This is a genomic window from Sorangium sp. So ce726, assembly GCF_051521405.1.
In the GTDB taxonomy this organism is placed as follows: Bacteria; Myxococcota_A; Polyangia; order Polyangiales; family Polyangiaceae; genus Sorangium.
This window is the reverse complement of the sequence record NZ_CP150349.1, coordinates 5,641,228-5,658,093: the sequence shown is the minus strand read 5'-3', so window position 1 is coordinate 5,658,093 and position 16,866 is coordinate 5,641,228. Positions and strand designations below refer to the sequence as shown.

At 72.3% G+C, this 16,866-nt stretch carries 15 protein-coding genes; 6 read left to right on the top strand and 9 right to left on the bottom strand.

What is annotated here, in order from left to right; all coding sequences use genetic code 11:
* Window positions 1–66: 66 nt before the first annotated feature.
* Together WME79_RS21060 and WME79_RS21055 are read right to left on the bottom strand one after the other, a co-directional pair.
* On the bottom strand, window positions 67–507 hold the full coding sequence (locus WME79_RS21060; RefSeq protein ID WP_437538432.1) for a hypothetical protein: 441 nt from the start codon (window positions 505–507) through the stop codon (window positions 67–69).
* A gap of 107 nt (window positions 508–614) precedes the next feature.
* Window positions 615–845 carry a hypothetical protein gene (locus tag WME79_RS21055; RefSeq protein WP_437538431.1) on the bottom strand — a complete coding sequence of 77 codons (231 nt, stop codon included), beginning with the start codon at window positions 843–845 and terminating at the stop codon, window positions 615–617.
* A 412-nt stretch (window positions 846–1,257) separates the two neighbouring features.
* Here WME79_RS21055 and WME79_RS21050 point away from each other — a divergent pair, with 412 nt between their 5' ends.
* From WME79_RS21050 to WME79_RS21035, 4 genes are all read left to right on the top strand, one after another.
* Entirely contained in the window at window positions 1,258–2,346 is a 1,089-nt protein-coding gene (locus WME79_RS21050; RefSeq protein WP_437538430.1) for a hypothetical protein, read from the top strand.
* 147 nt (window positions 2,347–2,493) lie between these two features.
* Window positions 2,494–3,954 carry an amidase gene (locus WME79_RS21045; RefSeq protein WP_437538429.1) on the top strand — a complete coding sequence of 487 codons (1,461 nt, stop codon included), beginning with the start codon at window positions 2,494–2,496 and terminating at the stop codon, window positions 3,952–3,954.
* Between the two features lie 37 nt (window positions 3,955–3,991).
* Window positions 3,992–5,188 (top strand): saccharopine dehydrogenase family protein, encoded by a 1,197-nt coding sequence (locus tag WME79_RS21040; protein ID WP_437538428.1) that lies wholly within the window; start codon window positions 3,992–3,994, stop codon window positions 5,186–5,188.
* Between the two features lie 40 nt (window positions 5,189–5,228).
* Complete coding sequence (locus WME79_RS21035; protein ID WP_437538427.1) at window positions 5,229–5,795, top strand: gamma-glutamylcyclotransferase; 567 nt, start codon at window positions 5,229–5,231, stop codon at window positions 5,793–5,795.
* Here the strand turns inward: WME79_RS21035 and gyrA are convergent.
* From gyrA to WME79_RS21010, 5 genes are all read right to left on the bottom strand, one after another.
* A complete protein-coding gene (gene gyrA, locus WME79_RS21030; protein WP_437538426.1) occupies window positions 5,792–8,413 on the bottom strand; it encodes a DNA gyrase subunit A in 2,622 nt (873 codons plus the stop codon). The two genes, WME79_RS21035 and gyrA, sit on opposite strands and share 4 nt — an antisense overlap.
* Window positions 8,414–8,852: 439 nt before the next feature.
* Entirely contained in the window at window positions 8,853–9,332 is a 480-nt protein-coding gene (locus WME79_RS21025; protein WP_437538425.1) for a hypothetical protein, read from the bottom strand.
* 377 nt (window positions 9,333–9,709) lie between these two features.
* Window positions 9,710–10,126, bottom strand: a complete 417-nt coding sequence (locus WME79_RS21020) for an HNH endonuclease (RefSeq protein WP_437538424.1) — start codon at window positions 10,124–10,126, stop codon at window positions 9,710–9,712.
* A complete protein-coding gene (locus WME79_RS21015) occupies window positions 10,123–10,356 on the bottom strand; it encodes a hypothetical protein (RefSeq protein ID WP_437538423.1) in 234 nt (77 codons plus the stop codon). Before WME79_RS21015 ends, WME79_RS21020 begins: the two co-directional genes overlap by 4 nt.
* Before the next feature lie 86 nt (window positions 10,357–10,442).
* Window positions 10,443–11,135, bottom strand: a complete 693-nt coding sequence (locus tag WME79_RS21010; protein WP_437538422.1) for a hypothetical protein — start codon at window positions 11,133–11,135, stop codon at window positions 10,443–10,445.
* A gap of 138 nt (window positions 11,136–11,273) precedes the next feature.
* Between WME79_RS21010 and WME79_RS21005 the strand changes: the two genes are divergently transcribed.
* Together WME79_RS21005 and WME79_RS21000 are read left to right on the top strand one after the other, a co-directional pair.
* The gene (locus tag WME79_RS21005; RefSeq protein WP_437538421.1) at window positions 11,274–12,809 is read left to right on the top strand and encodes a protein kinase domain-containing protein; all 1,536 of its coding nucleotides are present in this window, start codon (window positions 11,274–11,276) and stop codon (window positions 12,807–12,809) included.
* Between the two features lie 131 nt (window positions 12,810–12,940).
* On the top strand, window positions 12,941–13,831 hold the full coding sequence (locus WME79_RS21000; protein ID WP_437538420.1) for a nucleotidyltransferase family protein: 891 nt from the start codon (window positions 12,941–12,943) through the stop codon (window positions 13,829–13,831).
* A gap of 37 nt (window positions 13,832–13,868) precedes the next feature.
* Here the strand turns inward: WME79_RS21000 and WME79_RS20995 are convergent, their stop codons facing one another.
* Together WME79_RS20995 and WME79_RS20990 are read right to left on the bottom strand one after the other, a co-directional pair.
* Window positions 13,869–15,434 (bottom strand): phytoene desaturase family protein, encoded by a 1,566-nt coding sequence (locus WME79_RS20995; protein WP_437538419.1) that lies wholly within the window; start codon window positions 15,432–15,434, stop codon window positions 13,869–13,871.
* A 241-nt stretch (window positions 15,435–15,675) separates the two neighbouring features.
* Window positions 15,676–16,857, bottom strand: coding sequence for a DUF72 domain-containing protein (locus tag WME79_RS20990; protein ID WP_437538418.1), 1,182 nt, complete (start codon window positions 16,855–16,857; stop codon window positions 15,676–15,678).
* Window positions 16,858–16,866: the final 9 nt, after the last annotated feature.

The following is a 16,866-nucleotide window of genomic DNA, read 5'->3' as shown; positions in this document are numbered from 1 at the left end:
GTGAAGGTGGGGCCCGTGGGGGCGCCTTGGCCGCGGGGTTCCGCCGTTTCTCAGAGGCTCAGCAACTTAGGCGATCGCGCGCTGCAGATCCTCCCGAGGGCCGCCGCCGCTGCTCTCCTCACGGCGGATCGCGTCGAGCACCCTGCGCGCGTCGTCGAGCGACACGACGCGCGAGCTGCTGGGTGCGCTCGCCGGCTTGGCGCGCTGATCCGCGTTGGAGCGCGTGGAGGGCGGGTCAGCATGGAACTCGAACGATGCCTCCGCGGCGTCGCCGTGCGGGCGCGCGCCCTTGAGGTGCGTCGAGGAGCGCTGGGGCGCGCGGACGGCGCCCCCGCTGGCTCGGGCGCGGATCTCGTCGACGAGCGCCTCGAACTCCTCTCGCACGGCGCTCGACGCGACGGGCCCCCCACATCCCGCGGCGACGAGCTCTGCGAGCTCCGCGATGCGCTGGCCGACGGCCTCGACAGAGGCGTCCTCCCGATTCTTCCTCGAATGTTCCTTGCTCACCTGATCCTCCTTCGACGACGGCTGCTCTCCGTGAACCCTCAGGCCGAAAAAACGAAAGCCCCCGGACCATCTCGGTGCGGGGGCCAATCTCCATGCTGTGTCTCAGCTCAGAGCGGCGGCCCGCAACCGTTCCCGACGCGAATCAGCCCGACGACGTCAACTAGGCTGATGAGCGTAGGAATGGCTAGGCCCGCTAGGAGCCCGACGGACACGCCGCCTTCGACGACGACGAACGAACGCGCCGCCGAGGACGCCAACGAAGCGTGGTGCACAACCTTCTCAGCGAGGGTCCCATCGCCGGAGGCGTGGGCGCTGGCGGTGCACATCGGCTTCTGCATGGCGTAGATGCTTCTACCCTACAGAGCTGCTGCGTCGCGTCAAGTTGTTTCTTTACAGATCGCTTGTTTCTGCGGCATTTCGTGCAGTTTTTTGTTCGAGCGCGCGCACGTGAACCGCGTGATGTTCAGCACGAACCGGCGGTGTCCGGGAGCTCGGTCTGCGGTGGCTCGAACGGCGATGCGCTGCGCTCGATGTGCACGAATGCGTCGCTCGAGCGCGACGCCGGGCGAGTCGAGCGAGGCGCGCAAAGCCCGTCACGTGGAGCGCGCGGAGGTGAGGACGCGGTCAGGATGCTGCGGCGCCGGGGGATAGGTGCGCAAACACCGGACGTCGGCTCATGCGCGCCCGAAGTGCAGACTGCTGTCTTGAACTGACTGCCGCCAGATCGCGCGACACACCCATGAACCCGGCATGCAAGCGCATCGCGTCGCGCAGGCGCGCCCTGCCGGTCGAACGGTCTCGCCTTGTGGTCAGCAGCGCCGCCGCGTGGCCTCTCTCGGCACGGTCGGGCTCCTCGCGCTGAGCGGCGCCGCCGCGGCCCGCGCCGATCCTGCGCACCCAGGGGATCCCACGGCGCTCGCCGGCGCACAGCCCGCGCGGCCGTCGCTTCCACCCGCGCCGCCCGCGCAGCCACCTGCTGCGCCGGAGCGGCCCGCCGCTGCGGCGCCCCGGACGCAACCGAGGGCGGCCGCCAACTTCAGCACGTTCCTCGAGCTCCGGAACGATTACTCGAGCGGCAGGAACGGCTTCTTCAACGCAGCCGTGCTCCGGGGGGACTACGCCTTCACCAGGACCTTCTCGCTGCGCGCCGACCTGCCGCTCGCGTACGCGGGCGACATCGAGGGCCAGCGCGACGTGGGGCTCGGCGACATCCTGATCCGGCCGCTCGTCCGCGTGGTCGGCACGCCGCGGTTCGCGCTGGTCCTGGGCACGGATCTCGTCCTCGACTCGGCGACGAAGCGCGCGCTCGGGGCGGGGAAGAACCAGGTGGCGCCCCTCGTGCAGGCGTACGTCCGCGTGGCGCGGCCCGCGCGGCTCGGGGCCCAGCTGCAGCACGCCGTGTCGTTCGGCGGCGATCCGGAACGGAACGCCATCCAGAAGTCAACCATAAGGGAATTCGCGATCATCGAGCTGCCGCACGGGTTCTGGGTGAGCCCGGACCAGGCGTTCACGATCGACCACCGCGGCGCTCACCGCGTCGTGTCGACGAGCGTGCTCGAGGTCGGCGCAGAGCTCAGCGAACGGGTGCAGGTGTACGTCGATCCCGGCATCCAGGTCGACGACCGGGGGGCGGTCGACTGGCTGGTCACCGGGGCGGTGCGGTGGGCCTTCCCGCAGCGAGCGCGGGCGCGCGCAGTCGCGGTCGCACCGGTGCAGCGCGCGGGCACGGAGCAGGCCGCGGGCCCGAGGCAGGCCGCGGGCGCGGAGCAGGCTGCGGGCGCGGGGCAGGCCGCGGGCGCGAGGCAGGCCGCGGGCGCGAGGCAGACCGCGGGGGAGTAGGCGGCTAGCGCCTCCGGCGCCCAAGAGGACGCCCGGCGAGGGCCGCGCGCGTCTCGCGCCCGGGATGGGGTGGGGGCGATCGACGGATCCGGGGTGGCGGACCCTTGACCTGGGTCGTCGTCCCGAGCCTGATCCTCGGTCGCACGCATGCTGTCACGAGATCCGCTGCTCCTGCTCTCCGCGACCCGGCTCGCCGCGCTGATCCGCGAACGCGCCGTGACGTCGGCCGAGGTCGTGGAGGCCCATATCCGGCACATCGAGCGCGTGAACCCGACGCTCAACGCGATGGTGGCGGACCGGTTCGAGGCCGCCCGCGCCGAGGCGCGCGCGGTCGACGCTCTCCTCGATCAGCGCGGGGCCGCGGGCGCGCCGCCGTTCCTCGGCGTCCCGTGCTCCATCAAGGAGAGCTTCGCCGTCGCCGGCATGCCGAACTCCGCGGGGCTCGTCGCCCGCGCCGGCCTGCGCGCGGAGGAGGACGCCGTGACGGTCACGCGCCTGCGCGCCGCCGGCTTCATCCCGCTCGGCGTCACGAACGTGTCCGAGCTCTGCATGTGGATGGAGACGAACAACCGGCTCTACGGCCGGACGAACAACCCCTACGACCCGGCGCGCACCGCGGGCGGCAGCTCGGGCGGGGAGGCTGCGGTGGTCGGCGCGGGCGGCGCGCCGGTCGGGCTCGGCTCGGACATCGGCGGATCCATCCGCATGCCCGCGTTCTTCAATGGCGTCTTCGGCCACAAGCCGACCGGCGGGCTCGTGCCGACCTCGGGCCAGTTCCCGCTGCCGGGCGAGCGAGGGCTCCGCTTCATGACGACGGGGCCGATCGCCCGGCGCGCCGAGGATCTCATGCCGGTGCTCCGCATCCTCGCCGGCCCCGACGCGCGCGATCCGGGCTGTGCGCCGCTGCCGCTCGGCGATCCTGCCTCGGTCGATCTCGGCAGGCTGACGGTGCTCTCCGTCGAGCACGACGGCGTGCGCCGGGTGAGCGCCGATCTCGTGGCCGCGCAGCGGAGGGCGGCGGAGGCGCTCGCCGCCTGCGGGGCGACGGTGATCGAGGCGAAGGTCGACCTCCTCGCACGGGCGCTCGATATCTGGACGGCGATGGTGGGCACGTCCGGGGGCGTCACGTTCCGGGCGTTGCTCGGTGATGGCCGCCCGGTCAGCCTGCCGCGCGAGCTCGCCCGCTGGTCGGTCCGCCGCTCGGCGCACACGTTGCCCGCGCTGGGGCTCACGTTGCTGGAGGCCGTCGGCGGGCTGCTGCCGGCGCGCGTCGAGCGCGCCCTGGAGCTCGGCAAGGCGCTGCGCGCCGAGCTCGTGTCGCGCATCGGCGAGCAGGGCGTGATGCTCTACCCGTCCTATCCGAGCCCCGCGCCGCGGCACTACGCGCCGCTCCTGCCGCCCTTCCGGTGGACATACACCGCGGTGCTCAACGTCATGGAGATGCCGGCGACGCAGGTGCCGCTGGGCCTCAACGGCGAGGGGCTGCCGCTCGGCGTCCAGGTGGCGGCGATCCACGGCAACGATCATGTGACGATCGCCGTGGCGGAGCACCTGGAGCGCTCGTTCGGTGGCTGGGTGCCGCCGTCTCTCTCGTGGTGCCGGCGCTGACGTTCCTGCCCGCGGTCGTGGTATCAAGGCTGCCCCCATGACCAGCGACCGCGCGTACGACGTGATCGTCTTCGGAGCGACCGGCTTCACCGGTCGCCTCGTCGCCGAGTATCTCGCCACCAAGGGCAAGGACGCCTCTGCCCGTGGCGCAGAAGAGCGGCCCATCCGCTGGGCGATCGCTGGCCGGAACGCGGGGCGCCTCGCCGAGGTGAAGGCGGCGATGGAGGCGATCGATCCGGCGTGCTCCTCGCTGGGCGTCATCGAGGCGGCGTCGGACGACGCGGCGTCGCTCGAGCGCATGGCGCGCCAGGCGCGCGTCGTCATCACGACGGTCGGTCCCTACACGGCGCTCGGCGAGCCGCTCGTCGAGGCGTGTATCCGCGCGGGTACCGACTACGTGGATCTCACCGGCGAGCCTGGGTTCGTCGACCGCCTCATCGAGCGCCACCACGAGGCCGCCCGCGCGCGGGGCGTGCGGATCGTCAACTGCTGCGGCTTCGACAGCATCCCGCACGACCTCGGGGTGCTCTTCACGGTGACGAAGCTCCCCGCGGGCGAGCCGATCATGGTGGAGGGCATCGTGCGCGTGCACGGCAGCTTCTCCGGCGGCACCTGGCAGTCGCTGCTCGAGATCATGGCGCACCCCAGCCCCAGGAAGGGCGCCGCGCGCGGGGAGGACGCGTACGGGGCTCGGAAGGTGCGGGGCCTCAAGACGCGCATCCGCTACGAGAAGGGGCTGCGCGCGTGGCTCTGTCCGATGCCCAGCATCGATCCGCTCGTCGTGCTGCGGAGCGCGCGGGAGCTCGACGCCTACGGCCCCGACTTCCAGTACAGCCACAACGTGCAGGTCAAGTCCGGGCTGCAGCTCGTGATGGGGATCGCCGGCTTCGGCGCGGTCACGGCGCTGGCCAAGGTGGGACCGACGCGGGAGCTGCTCCGCAAGGTGCGGAGTCCGGGGGAGGGGCCGAGCGCAGAGGAGCGGGCCCGCAGCTGGTTCCAGGTGACCTTCCAGGGGAAGAGCGCCTCGCGCAAGGTGGTGACGCGGGTGAGCGGCGGCGATCCCGGTTACTCGGAGACGGCCAAGATGGTGGCGGAGTCGGCGCTTTGCATGGCGTTCGACCGCGAGCGGCTGCCGGCGCGCGCCGGGGTCATCACGCCGGTCGTCGCGATGGGGGAGCGGCTCATCGAGCGGCTTCAGGCGGCGGGGATCCGGTTCGAGCTGCTCGAGGGGTGAGCGGCGGCTGGCGGCCGGCGCGGTTTGGTACAATCGCCCCGTGGACCGCGAGACGTGGATCTTCGGTTACGGCTCGTTGATCTGGCGGCCGGCCTTCCGCTTCGAGCAGATGGTGCCCGGGTACATCATGGGGTGGGCCCGCCGCTTCTGGCAGGGGTCCACCGATCATCGGGGCGTCCCCGGGGCTCCCGGGCGGGTGGTCACGCTCATCCCGTCGCCTGGCGCGCGCTGCTGGGGGATGGCCTATCGGGTTGCCGAGGCCGAGCTCGACGAGGTGCTCGGCGCGCTGGACCACCGCGAGAAGGGCGGATATGCGCGCCACGACGTGCCGCTCCACCTAGCGGACGGGGCGGCGGTGCGCGCGGAGATCACGGCGCGGTCGGCCATCGTGTACCTGGCCACGCCGGATAACCCCGATTACCTGGGCGCTGCGCCGCTCCCCGAGATCGCCACGCAGGTGCTCGCGTCGCACGGCCCGAGCGGCTCGAACGTCGAGTACGTCCTGCGGCTCGCCGACGCGCTCGTGACGATGGGCGCCCAGGACGAGCACGTGACCGAGTTAGCGGTCCTCGTCGGCCATCGAGCTCCGCGCCCGGTCGACGTCTAGTTGACCTCGCTGCTCCCGTTCCCGCCCGCGTGATCCGCGACCCCGTTGGTCCCGTCCGCGCCCGCTCCCGGCGGCGTCGAGCCGCCCTCCTCGGCCTCGGTCGCGTCCGCCGCGAACGCCTCGACGGCGACGACCCGCTCGTCCTGGCCGACGTGCATGATCCGCACGCCCTGCGCATTGCGCCCCGTCTCGCGGATCTCGCTCGTCTTGGTGCGGATCATCTGCCCGCGATCGGTCACGATCAGCACCTCGTCGCTCGGGCTCACCATGGCGACGCCCACGACCGGCCCGTTCCGCTCGCTCGCGTCGATGAGGATCACGCCCTTGCCGCCGCGGCTCTGGAGCCGGAACTCATCGAGCGGCGTCTGCTTGCCATACCCGCGCTCGCACACCGCGAGCACCCGGTCGCGCCCGTCGCCGCTCACGCCGAGGCCGACCACCACGTCGCCCTCGTCGAGCTCGATGCCCTTCACGCCCATCGTCGCGCGGCCCGTCGGGCGCACCTGGTCCTCGGGGAAGCGGATGCTCATCCCGCTCCGCGTCGCGATCACGAGCTCGCGCTTGCCGTCGGTGAGCGCCGCCGTGAAGAGCTGATCGCCCTCCTCGATCCGCACGCCGATGATCCCCTTGTCCCGGTAGTTCTCGTACTCGTTGAGCGCCGTCTTCTTGATCTGCCCGCGGCGGGTCAACGTCACCACGAACGTCTCGCCGTCGAAGCTTGGCACCGGCGTGATCGCCGCGACCTTCTCCCCGGGCTCCATCCCGACGAAGTTCACGATCGCCCGGCCCTTCGCGTTCCGAGGCGCCTGCGGGATCTCGTAGACCTTCTTGACGAAGACCTTGCCCTTGTCGCTGAAGAAGAAGACGTACGAGTGCGTCGACGCCACGAAGAGCTGGCTCACCCAGTCCTCCTCGCGCGCCTCCATCCCCACCATCCCCTTGCCGCCGCGGCGCTGCGCCCGGTACGTCGAGGTCGGCGTCCGCTTCAGGTAGCCGGCGTGCGAGATGGTCACGACCATGTCCTCTTCCTGGATCAGGTCCTCCATCTGGATCTCGGCCTCGGCCGGCACGATCTCGGTCCGTCGCTTGTCGCCGAAGCGCGCCTTGATCTCCTCGAGCTCCATCACGATCACGTTCATGAGCAGCCCCATGTCGGCCAGGATCGCCCGGAGTCGCTCGATGGTCTGCGACAGCTCGCCGTACTCCTTCGCGAGCTTCTCCCGCTCGAGGCCGGTCAGGCGCGACAGCCGCATCTCGAGGATCGCCTTGGCCTGCCGCTCCGACAGGAAGTAGTCGCCGCGCGTGTCGGCCTCGGCGCACTCGGGCTCCGGCCGGCCGGCGCGCCGGAGGAACTCGCCGAGCCCCCGGAGCGGCAGCTTCTGCAGGTTCTCCCGCGCGTCGTCCGGATCGCTCGAGGCCCGGATCGTCGCGACGATGCGATCGATGTCGCTCGTCGCCATCCCGAGCCCCTCGACGAGCTCGCGCTGCGACTCGGCCTGCCGGAGCTCGAACCGACAGCGCCGCGTCACGACCTCGCGCCGGTGCTCGATGAAGTGCGAGAGCGTGTCCTTGAGGCTCAACACCGCGGGGCGGCCGTTCGCGATCGACAGGTTGATGACGCCGAACGTCGCCTGGAGATCCGTCAGCCGGTAGAGCTGGTTCAGGACCACCTGCGGGAAGATGTCCTTCTTCAGCTCGACGACGATCCGCATCCCCTCGCGGTCGCTCTCGTCGCGCACCTCGCTGATCCCCTCGATGCGCTTCTCCTTCATGCACTCGGCGATCTTCGCGACCAACCGGGCCTTGTTCACCTGGTAGGGGATCTCGGTGAAGACGAGCTGCTCGCGGTCGCCCTTCATCGTCTTCTCGACCTGGCTGCGCCCGCGCATCGTGATCGAGCCGCGGCCGGTCGTGTACGCCTGCACGATCCCGCTCTTGCCGTAGATGAGGCCGCCGGTCGGGAAATCGGGGCCCGGGACGAGGTGGAGTAGCTCTTCCAGCGTGACGTCGGGGTTGCGGATGATCGCGATCGTCGCGTCGATGATCTCGCCGAGGTTGTGCGGCGGGATGTTCGTCGCCATGCCGACGGCGATGCCGCCGGAGCCGTTCACGAGGAGCTGCGGGAACTTCGCCGGCAGGACGCTCGGCTCGAGCTCCGAGTCGTCGTAGTTCGGGACGAAGTCGACAGTGTCCTTGTCGAGATCCGCCAGCAGCTCGACGGCCATCCGCGACAGGCGCGACTCCGTGTACCGCATGGCCGCGGGCGAGTCGCCGTCGACCGAGCCGTAGTTGCCCTGCCCGTCGATGAGCGGGTAGCGCAGGCTGAAGGTCTGCCCCATCCGGACGAGCGCGTCGTAGACCGCGAGATCGCCGTGCGGGTGGTACTTGCCGAGGACGTCTCCGACGACGCGCGCGCACTTCTTGTGCGCCCCGCCGGGGCCGATCTTCTGCTCGTTCATCGAGTAGAGGATCCGGCGGTGCACCGGCTTCAGGCCGTCGCGCACGTCCGGGATCGCGCGGCCGATGATCACGCTCATCGCGTAGTCGAGGTAGCTCGTCCGGAGCTCGTCCTGGATGCTGACCGGAACCTTCTGCTGGATGTTCGACGTCTCTTCCATGGGGGACCTGCACCCGAGGCGCGGGGGGCGGGCGCGGCGCGCGCTCGGCCCCCGTCGTAGATGCCCATTCCAGCGCGGCTCGAGCGTCGAGCGGAGCGGCAGAACCGGCCCTGGTCTCGATCGACGAGCGACGAGGTGGAATCCGGCCTTCGCCGCCCGCCCTATGACCCACGCTGTTCAGGGGATGCGACGGATGCGTTCAGGTACTCCAAGGGGCAGGCCGGCGCAAAGGGTTTGCCGGCCTTAGAGGGCGTTCCTTCCCGCGCGCGGCGGGCGTGGATCGCGGCCTGCCGCCGGCTCCTCGGCGGACGTCGCGAGGCGCCGGCGAGGGGGCATCAGGGGTGCCGGACAGCGCGGCGGGAGCGCTTGAGCGTCCTGGGCGGGGGGCGCTGGGCAGCGCGGCGCGATCGTGAGGCGGCGTGACGGGGCGCCGGAAGGATCAGGGCTCGACGGAGGTGGGCGGGACGCACGTCCGGACGACGATTTCTACGTCCTTCTCCGCCACGATCGAGCCGGCGCCGTTCGGGGCGTCGGGGCCTGGGCACTCCCACGTCCAGCTCGGAGCGACCGGTTGGCCGTTGGAGCCCAGCATGACGGGGCTCCCGGAGGTCTCGCCGTCTTTGGGCGTGAGCGTCCCGGCGAGCTCCTTGTAGCCATCGATCGTGGCCGTGTACTTGTGCCCCTCGACGACGGACGTGAACGACACGCTCCACGCACAGGAGATCGGCGGCGACGAGGCAAGGGGGGACGGCCCGCCCTCCGCGCTCTCGTCGGTGAGCGTGGCGACATAGCTGCCCATGTCCCCCTTCGCGCACTGGACGTCGCCCAGGAAGGCGAGCGGGTCGATGGTCACCGACGTCCCGAGCTGCAGGTCGTCGTCGCCGTTGGAACCATCGGCGCAGGCCGCGAGCGTGAGCACGGCGAGCGTCAGGGCGCACCGGCCGGACCGGGGTCGCGGGGAGCGCCCGCGCGTGCGATCCGCAGCGAACAACGTTCCGAAACCAGCTCGAGCTCGGCCCATCGGCAGGGGGCACTAGTCCAAGCCGGGGAACGGCGCCACATGAAACGCGGCCCCGCGGCCCGCGGCCAAGCGAGGCCCGCGGGAGGAGGACCCCGGGGACGGAGGCGCCCGCGGGCGAGCTGCCGGACGCGCCGCTCCAGGTTGTGCGAGGCGGCGCCGCGGCTGCGCCCGGAGGCCAGAGCCTGGCCGTTGCAAGGCCTGAAGCCGCCGTGAGTGCGCGGAGTATCGCGCGGCGCCGCGGTGATGAGCTCGCGGAAGCAGCGGGCGCCTGCCCTCTAGGGGAACCGACCCCGCCACGCCTCTTCACGTCGAATCTCGATGACGAGAGGCCGATTCATTCGGAGCAGCGCGACCGTGGCGCGGCCTGTCGGTGTCTTCCCGGCGATCAACAGCTCGCTCGTGACGTCGGAGTGGTCTTCCCAGCGACCCCAGCGAGGGTGGAAGAGGCTTGCGTGGTCGCCCGTGGTCGGATCCTCTCCATGGGTCCTCGCTCCCTTGCGCAGGGAGCACGACACACAGGCGAGCGCCAGGTTCTCCAGGGTGGTCAGGCCACCTGCGTGCCGCGGCTGGATGTGATCGACATGGAACGTGGCCTCCTGGCTGACCTGGGAGAGCCGGCAATACTCGCATCGATCGGCGGCACGCTTGCGGACGCGACGCTGAAGCGCCGCGGGCACGCTGTCGCCGCTCATCGCGTCAGCGCAGGCTCCTTCCGCGATGCGCGGAGGCGCAGCAAGCTGAGCAGCTCGGCGAGATCGACGAGCCCCTCGGCTTCGACGGCCTCATCCGCCGACAGCTTCTCCCCGCGATCCTGCTTGTCCAGGAGCGCCTGCAGCCTGCGATCGACCCCCGCCGGGAGGCGGAGCTGTGCGAGATCGGAAGGGAGCTCCACATCAACGTGGACTGTTGCCGGCGTAGCCATCGTCGAACTCCTCCCTGAACCTAGCAGGTTGGTGCGAGGTCGGCGATCTGCATGAGAGCGGTCCAGGGGAGCTTCCCGCAGCTGTATTAGGGCCCGTCGGAGCCGCCGTTGCCGCCGCTGGAGCCACCGCTGCCGGCGCTGCCGCCTCCGGAGCCGCCGCTGCCGTCGCCGGAGCCGCCGCTACCCGCGCTGCCGCTGTCGGCGCTGCCGCCGCCGGAGCCACCGCTGCCAGCGCTGCCGCTGCCGGAGCCACCGCTGCCGGCGCTGCCGCCGCCGTTCGGGGCGGCCACGAACGCACAGGCCTCGAGCGCCTCCGCCTGTGCGGTGATCACCTTGCAGGGGGTGATCGCGCGGTCCACGCCTTCGGCGAGCGGCGAAGCAGAGCACTCCGCCATGGACGCGACCTTCGCGCTGGCGCAGGCGCGCGCCTCGCCGACGGCGGCGACGCAGGCATCGACCTGGGTAGTCTTCGGGTCTTCAGCGGCCTGGCCGCCGCCGGCGCCGTTCTGGATGCCGTGCAGGCACTGGTCCCAGTAGAACTCGATGCAGGTGTTCACCCGCTCTTCGGCGTCCCCGGAGCCGATCCACTCCGGGCACACGGCGGCCGCCTCACACCGGGCCTGCTCGATCCGCCGGCAGGCGTCGACGCCCACAGCGTCGTTGCCGCAGCTCGGCGCTGTGATGAGGGTCACGGCGCCGAGGCCGAGCAACGCGGCCGCGACCCAGGGCGCGGAGCTCCGCCTCACGGCGGAGAGGACGGCGAGCGCATACGAACCCACCCGGCGGAGCTACCACGCGGCCGCCGGAGGCGTCGAGTTTTCCGGCACACCAGCTGCCCACCCCACCTCATCCGGGGGCGCGAACGGCGACCGGATAAGGCCCGGTCCGATCTATGCTCCCAGGGCCGCGATCACCCTATGGATCCGCCGAGCCTCGCGCAGCTCCGACCCGACACGCCTTTCCATGGGCGGTACCGCGTCGTGCGCCCCATCAAGACGGGCGGGATGGGGGCGGTGTACGAGGTCGTGGACGAGGTCACGGACCGCCGCCGAGCGCTCAAGGTGATGCTCCCCGGCTCCATCCAGGACCCGGCCCAGCGCGCCCGGTTCGCCCAGGAAGCCAAGATCACGGGCGGGATCGAGAGCGACCACATCGTTCACATCTCCGATGCCGGCATCGACGCCGACTCGGGGATGCCGTTCCTCGTCATGGACCTGCTCCAGGGCGAGGAGCTCGCGAGCCTGTCGGCGCGCCGCGGCCCGCTGCCGCCGGCCGAGGTGGTGCTCTACCTGGGCCAGGTCGCGCGCGCGCTCGACAAGATGCACGCGGCCGCCATCATCCACCGAGACCTCAAGCCGGCGAACCTCTTCCTGACGAGGCGGGATGACGGCTCCCCTTGCGTGAAGGTCCTGGATTTCGGGCTGGCGAAGGTCGTGGCGCACCGCAGCATGGCGGACCGCACGGCGATGGTCGGGACGCCCCTCTACATGGCGCCCGAGCAGATCCGCGGCGACGTCGCCGTCGGGCCGAAGACCGACATCCATGCGCTCGCGCATGTCGCCTTCGCGCTGCTCGTGGGCACCCCGTACTGGCTGACCGAGGCCAACGTCCTGCCGTCGGTCTACGCGCTCCTCCAGCGAATGGTGGCGGGGTTGCCTGAGCCGCCGAGCGTCCGCGCCGCGCGGCGCCGCAGCAGCATCCGGTTGCCACCCGCCTTCGACGCGTGGTTCCAGCAGGCGACCGCGATCGACCCGAAGGACCGCTTCGAGCGCGCCACGGCGGCCGTCACGCTGATGGCGGAGGCGCTCGGCGCGCCCGCCCCGTCGACCCCGCCTCCGGCGCCCGAGCGGCCCACGAACCCGCCGCCGTCGTCCCGCCGCGGGGTCGAGAGCCGCGGGGGCGAGACGGACGACCGGCGCGCCAGCTCGCCGTCGGACCCGGGGCCCAAGCCTCCGGAGCCGGGGCCCAAGGCCGGCGAGTCGCGCCATCGTGACGAGGATCTCGCCGCGGTCGTCCACGAGGAGCGGCTCCGGGCTTTCCTGAAGAAGGAGGTGCAGCGCGCCAAGGAGCAGCGGACGAGGCGGCTCTCGCTGCTGCTGCTCAGTGTGGAGGGGCTCCAGGGCGTCGAGGAGGCGCAGGGCCGAGCCGGGGTCGATCGCATCCTCGGCGACCTCGCGCGCATCGTCAGGATCTACGTGCCGGAAGGCGGGCTGCTAGGGCGCTATCGCCGCGACACCCTCGCGATCGTCTGCCCCGGGATCGGCCGGACGCGGTCGTCCGCGTTCGCGAAGGTGCTCGGCGAGAAGGTGCGCCAGCACCGCTTCCGACGAGCGGCCACGACGCCCTTCCGGATGACCCTCCGCATCGGCGTCGCGCACATCGAGGAGGGGGACGCGACGGGGCACGAACTGCTCGAGCGCGCGGCGCGCGGGCTGCTCGAGCGGGGGGAGTGAGCTGAACGAGGGATCGGGCTCCCGGCGGCTCGATGGCCTCGAGCTCCCCTGGCGCGGGGCGCCATCGCGCGCCAGCGTCGCCGCGCCCTCGATTCTTGAAAGTTTCTCGTGATGGGGTGATTCTCGCGGCCATGGCCTCTGCCATGATCCTCGCGGCGGGGCTCGGGACCCGGCTCCGCCCGCTCACGGACGAGATGCCGAAGCCGCTCCTGTGGCTCGGCGATCGGCCGCTCATCGCGCACATCGCCGAGCGGCTCGCCGCGGGCAGCGTCGTTCGCGTCGCGGTGAACAAGTCCCACCTCGCGGAGCGCTTCTCGCGCGACCTGCTCGCGGCGTTCCCTGTGCCCGTCGAGGTCCTGCACGAGCCGGAGCCGCTAGGCACCGCCGGGGGCGTCGCGAACGCGGCGGGCGCGCTCGGCGAGGGCGATGTGGTCATCTGGAACGGCGACGTCCTGATCGACCTCGACGTGGCGGCGCTCTCGGCGGCGCACGCGGCGCGCGGCGCGGGCGCGACGCTCGCTGTCGCGCCGCGGCCGGCCGGGGAGGGAACGGTGGGCGTCGGGGCGCGGGGCGAGGTGGTGCGGCTGCGCGGCGAGCGCTTCGGCGAGGAGATCGCGGGCGGCGACTTCGTGTGCGTCCACGTGATCGGCGAGGCGCTCCGGCGAAGGCTGCCGCCGCGCGGGTGCATGGTGGGCGACGTGTACCTGCCGTGGCTGCGCGAGGGGCGCTCGCTCGCGACGTTCGCGGCGCCCGCCGTGTGGCACGACATCGGCGCGCCTGCCGCCTACCTCGCGGCGAACGCGCGCTGGCTCTCGCAGCGCGGCCAGCGGAGCTACGTCGGCCCGGGGGCGTTCGTCGCGGAGGGCGTGGACGTGGCGGGCAGCGTGGTCGGCGCGGGGGCGCGGGTCGAGGGGGCCGGCGCGCTGCGCGGGTGCGTGGTGTGGCCGGGCGCGCTGGCCCGAGCGCCGCTCGAGCGGGCGGTGGTGACGACGAAGGGGACGGTCGCGCGCGCGGCGGCGTGACGGCGCCGGCGCGGCGGCGCGACCGCCGGCGCACGTTTCACTTGCCGAGGTCGGCGAGCGCGGCCTTCGCGGCGTTGTGCCCGGCCGCGCCGATGACCGACCCGGCCGGGTGCGTCCCCGCGCTGCACGAGTAGAGCCCGGCGAGCCCGAACCGGTAGGGCACGCGATCGGCGAAGCCGAAGCTGTTGTCGATGTGGTGGATGTGCCCCTTCGTGATCCCGAAGTGCCGCTCGATGTCCGGCGGCGCCAGCGTGAACGTCTCCAGCACGAGGTCGCTCATCCCAGGCGCGAAGCGATCGCAGATCGAGAGGAGGTGCTTCACGTAGCGCGGCGCGGCCTCGTCCCACGTCTCGCCGCTCGCGAGCGCGTAGGGGACCCACTGCACGAAGAGCGCCGCGTTGTGGTGGCCCTCCGCGTCGCGCAGGCTCGGGTCGATCGGCGTGTGGAAGTACCACTCGATCGCGGGGAACTCCGGGAGGCGCCCGCTCATCGCGTCGCGGTGGGCCTGCCGCAGCGTGTCCATCACGACGTCCTCGTCCGGCAGGAGGTGGATGGTCGGCCCGAACTGCCCGCGGTCCTCCGGGAGGCACTTGAACGTGGGCAGGCCGGTCAGCGCCATGTTGACCTTGAGCGTCGAGCCGTCCTTCGCGAGCGCGTCGAGCCGCGCCGAGAGCGAGGCCCCGATCGCCGCCTCGCCGGCGAGCGCGCGGGTGCGGTACGGATCGGCGTTCGAGACGACCACCTTCGCGGCGATGCGCGTGCCGTCCTCGAGGAGCACGCCGGACACGGCGCCCCCGGACGACTCGATCCGCGCCACGCGGGCGCCGGTGACGATCGTCGCGCCCTCGGCCCTCGCCTTCTCGGCGAAGAGGCGGGAGATCGTGCCCATCCCGCCCTCGACGATCATCCAGGTCCCGTCGGCGCCGGGGAGGCGGCACATGTTGTGGATGAGGAAATTCATGCCGGTGCCGGGCGATTCGAAGCCGCCCGCGAGCCCCGAGAAGGCGTCGGTCACGGCGTACATCGCCTTGAGGAGGTCGCTCTTCCAGCTGAACCGCGCGAGGTAGTCGGAGATCGTGCCCCGGCAGAGCGCGACGAACGTCTGCCGGAGGGCGGGGCGCACGTAGCGCTCCGCCGTCTCCTCGATGGAGAGCGGCGCCTCGAGCCACGTCGGGGCGATGTCGTCCCGGAGCGCGGCGAGCTCGGCCTGGAGCGCGCTGTTCGCGTCCCAGTCGTCCTGGGAGAAGAACTCCAGGAACTGCCGCTTCATCGCGGCCTGATCCGAGCCGAAGAGCAGGTAGCGCCGGTCCGTGGTCGGGAGGAAATAGTGCGGATCACGCCGCCGGAGCGGGAGGGCGACGCCGACCTCGCGGAGCACCTCGGGCGGGGCGAGCCCGAGCAGGTAGGCGCCGCTCGAGACGCCGAGGCCCGGCGCCTTCCGGAAGGGGTGCTCGGTCTTCACCGCGCCGCCGACCGCGTCCTTCTCCTCGAGCACCACCACGTCGAGCCCGCGGCGGGCGAGGAGGACGGCGGCGACGAGACCGTTGTGGCCGGCGCCGACGATGACCACATCGGCGCGGGCCGGAGCTTCACTGCGTTTCACTGGGCACCTCCAAGCGCTGTGCGCGTCCTCTGCCGCGGCCGGCGCGCCGGCGCTCGGGCCATGGCGCACGAGGTGTTGCACGGATGGTGCGGCGAGGAGAGCCCTTTTCGCGCGCCGTAGCCGGGAGGAGCGCGCCGCGCCGGCCCCGAGGCCGGCCGCACGGCGACCCTTTCCAGCCTGTCCTCGCCCCGGCGCTGGCGCGCGCGTCGCGCCGGCCCGCTCCGTCCTGCCCTGGTCGGGCTCACCCGCCGGAGGTCGTCGTGGGCAACGTGGGCGTGCGCCACGCCGCGGCGACCTCCTCGGCGATGGCGCGCACGGTCAGCGGCGCCGAGCCCTCGGCCTTGTTGTTCACGAGCGTGAAGCTCTCGATGCGCAGCGCCGCGGCCTCGCAGAGGATACGCGTGACCTCCGCGCGCATCTCGGGATCCGGCTCGACCACACGATTGAAAGGGTGGAACCGGCGCTTCTCCGCCTCGTAGCGGCGACCGGGCTTGAGCGAGAGCCGGACGACCGCGAACGGGGCGTTCGAGACGGGCACCACCTCCGCCTGGGCCCCGGGAGACGGCATGTTGCGCCAGTAGCTGTAGGCGTGGGCGACGCCGCGCGCGCCAAGGATCTCCCGGTACTCGCCGGTGAAATAGGCGCGCTCCCTGAGCTCGACCGCGCAGGAGAGCTCGCGCGGCAGCGCGCCGAGGAACGCGTCGAGCCGCTCGAAGAACGCGCGCGGCGGGAGCCGGTGGGGCGGGCCGACCGGGGGTAGCTCGAGCAGCACCGGCCCCGCGTGCGCCCGGAATACCGTGAGCAGCGGCGCGGCGACGCGCGAGAGGAAGAGCGGCACCGAGAGGAAATCCGGGTTCGGCTCGAGGCGAGCGGGGCCTGCGCTGCGCCCCTCGTCCTCGTCCGGCGGGGTCTGCGATCGCTCCAGCGTCTGGGACACGACGGCGTGCTGCGCCTTCGATACGCAGCGGAAGCCGTCCGGCAGCTGCGCTCCGTAACGGCGGAAGTCGCTGTCGGGGACGGGGGCGTAGAAGCTGCGGTCAATTCCGACCGTCGTGAGCAGCGGGTGCCGGGCGTATTCGGCGAGGCCATCGCGCGCGAGCTCCTCCGTGCTCTGCCGCGCGGCGTAGACGAGGCCTTGCCAGCCGGGGAAGCTCCACGAGCTCGTGCCGAGGTGGAGCCCCGGCGGCAGCCGCGTCGCCAGGCGGGCGGCGTCGTCGTAGACCGCCGCCATCGCGTCGCGCTCGCGCGCCGCCTCGGCAGCGGCGGGCTCCGGCGCTGGACCGAACAGCGAGAGCTGCGATGAGTTGGGGCCACGGCGCCCAGGGGAGCGGCTCACCCGGTCGAGTCTACTGCTTCCGGCGCGCTCCGCGACACCGGCCACGCGGGCGGGGACCGCGATCGACTCGTGGAGCGACCCCGTCATGCGCTTCCG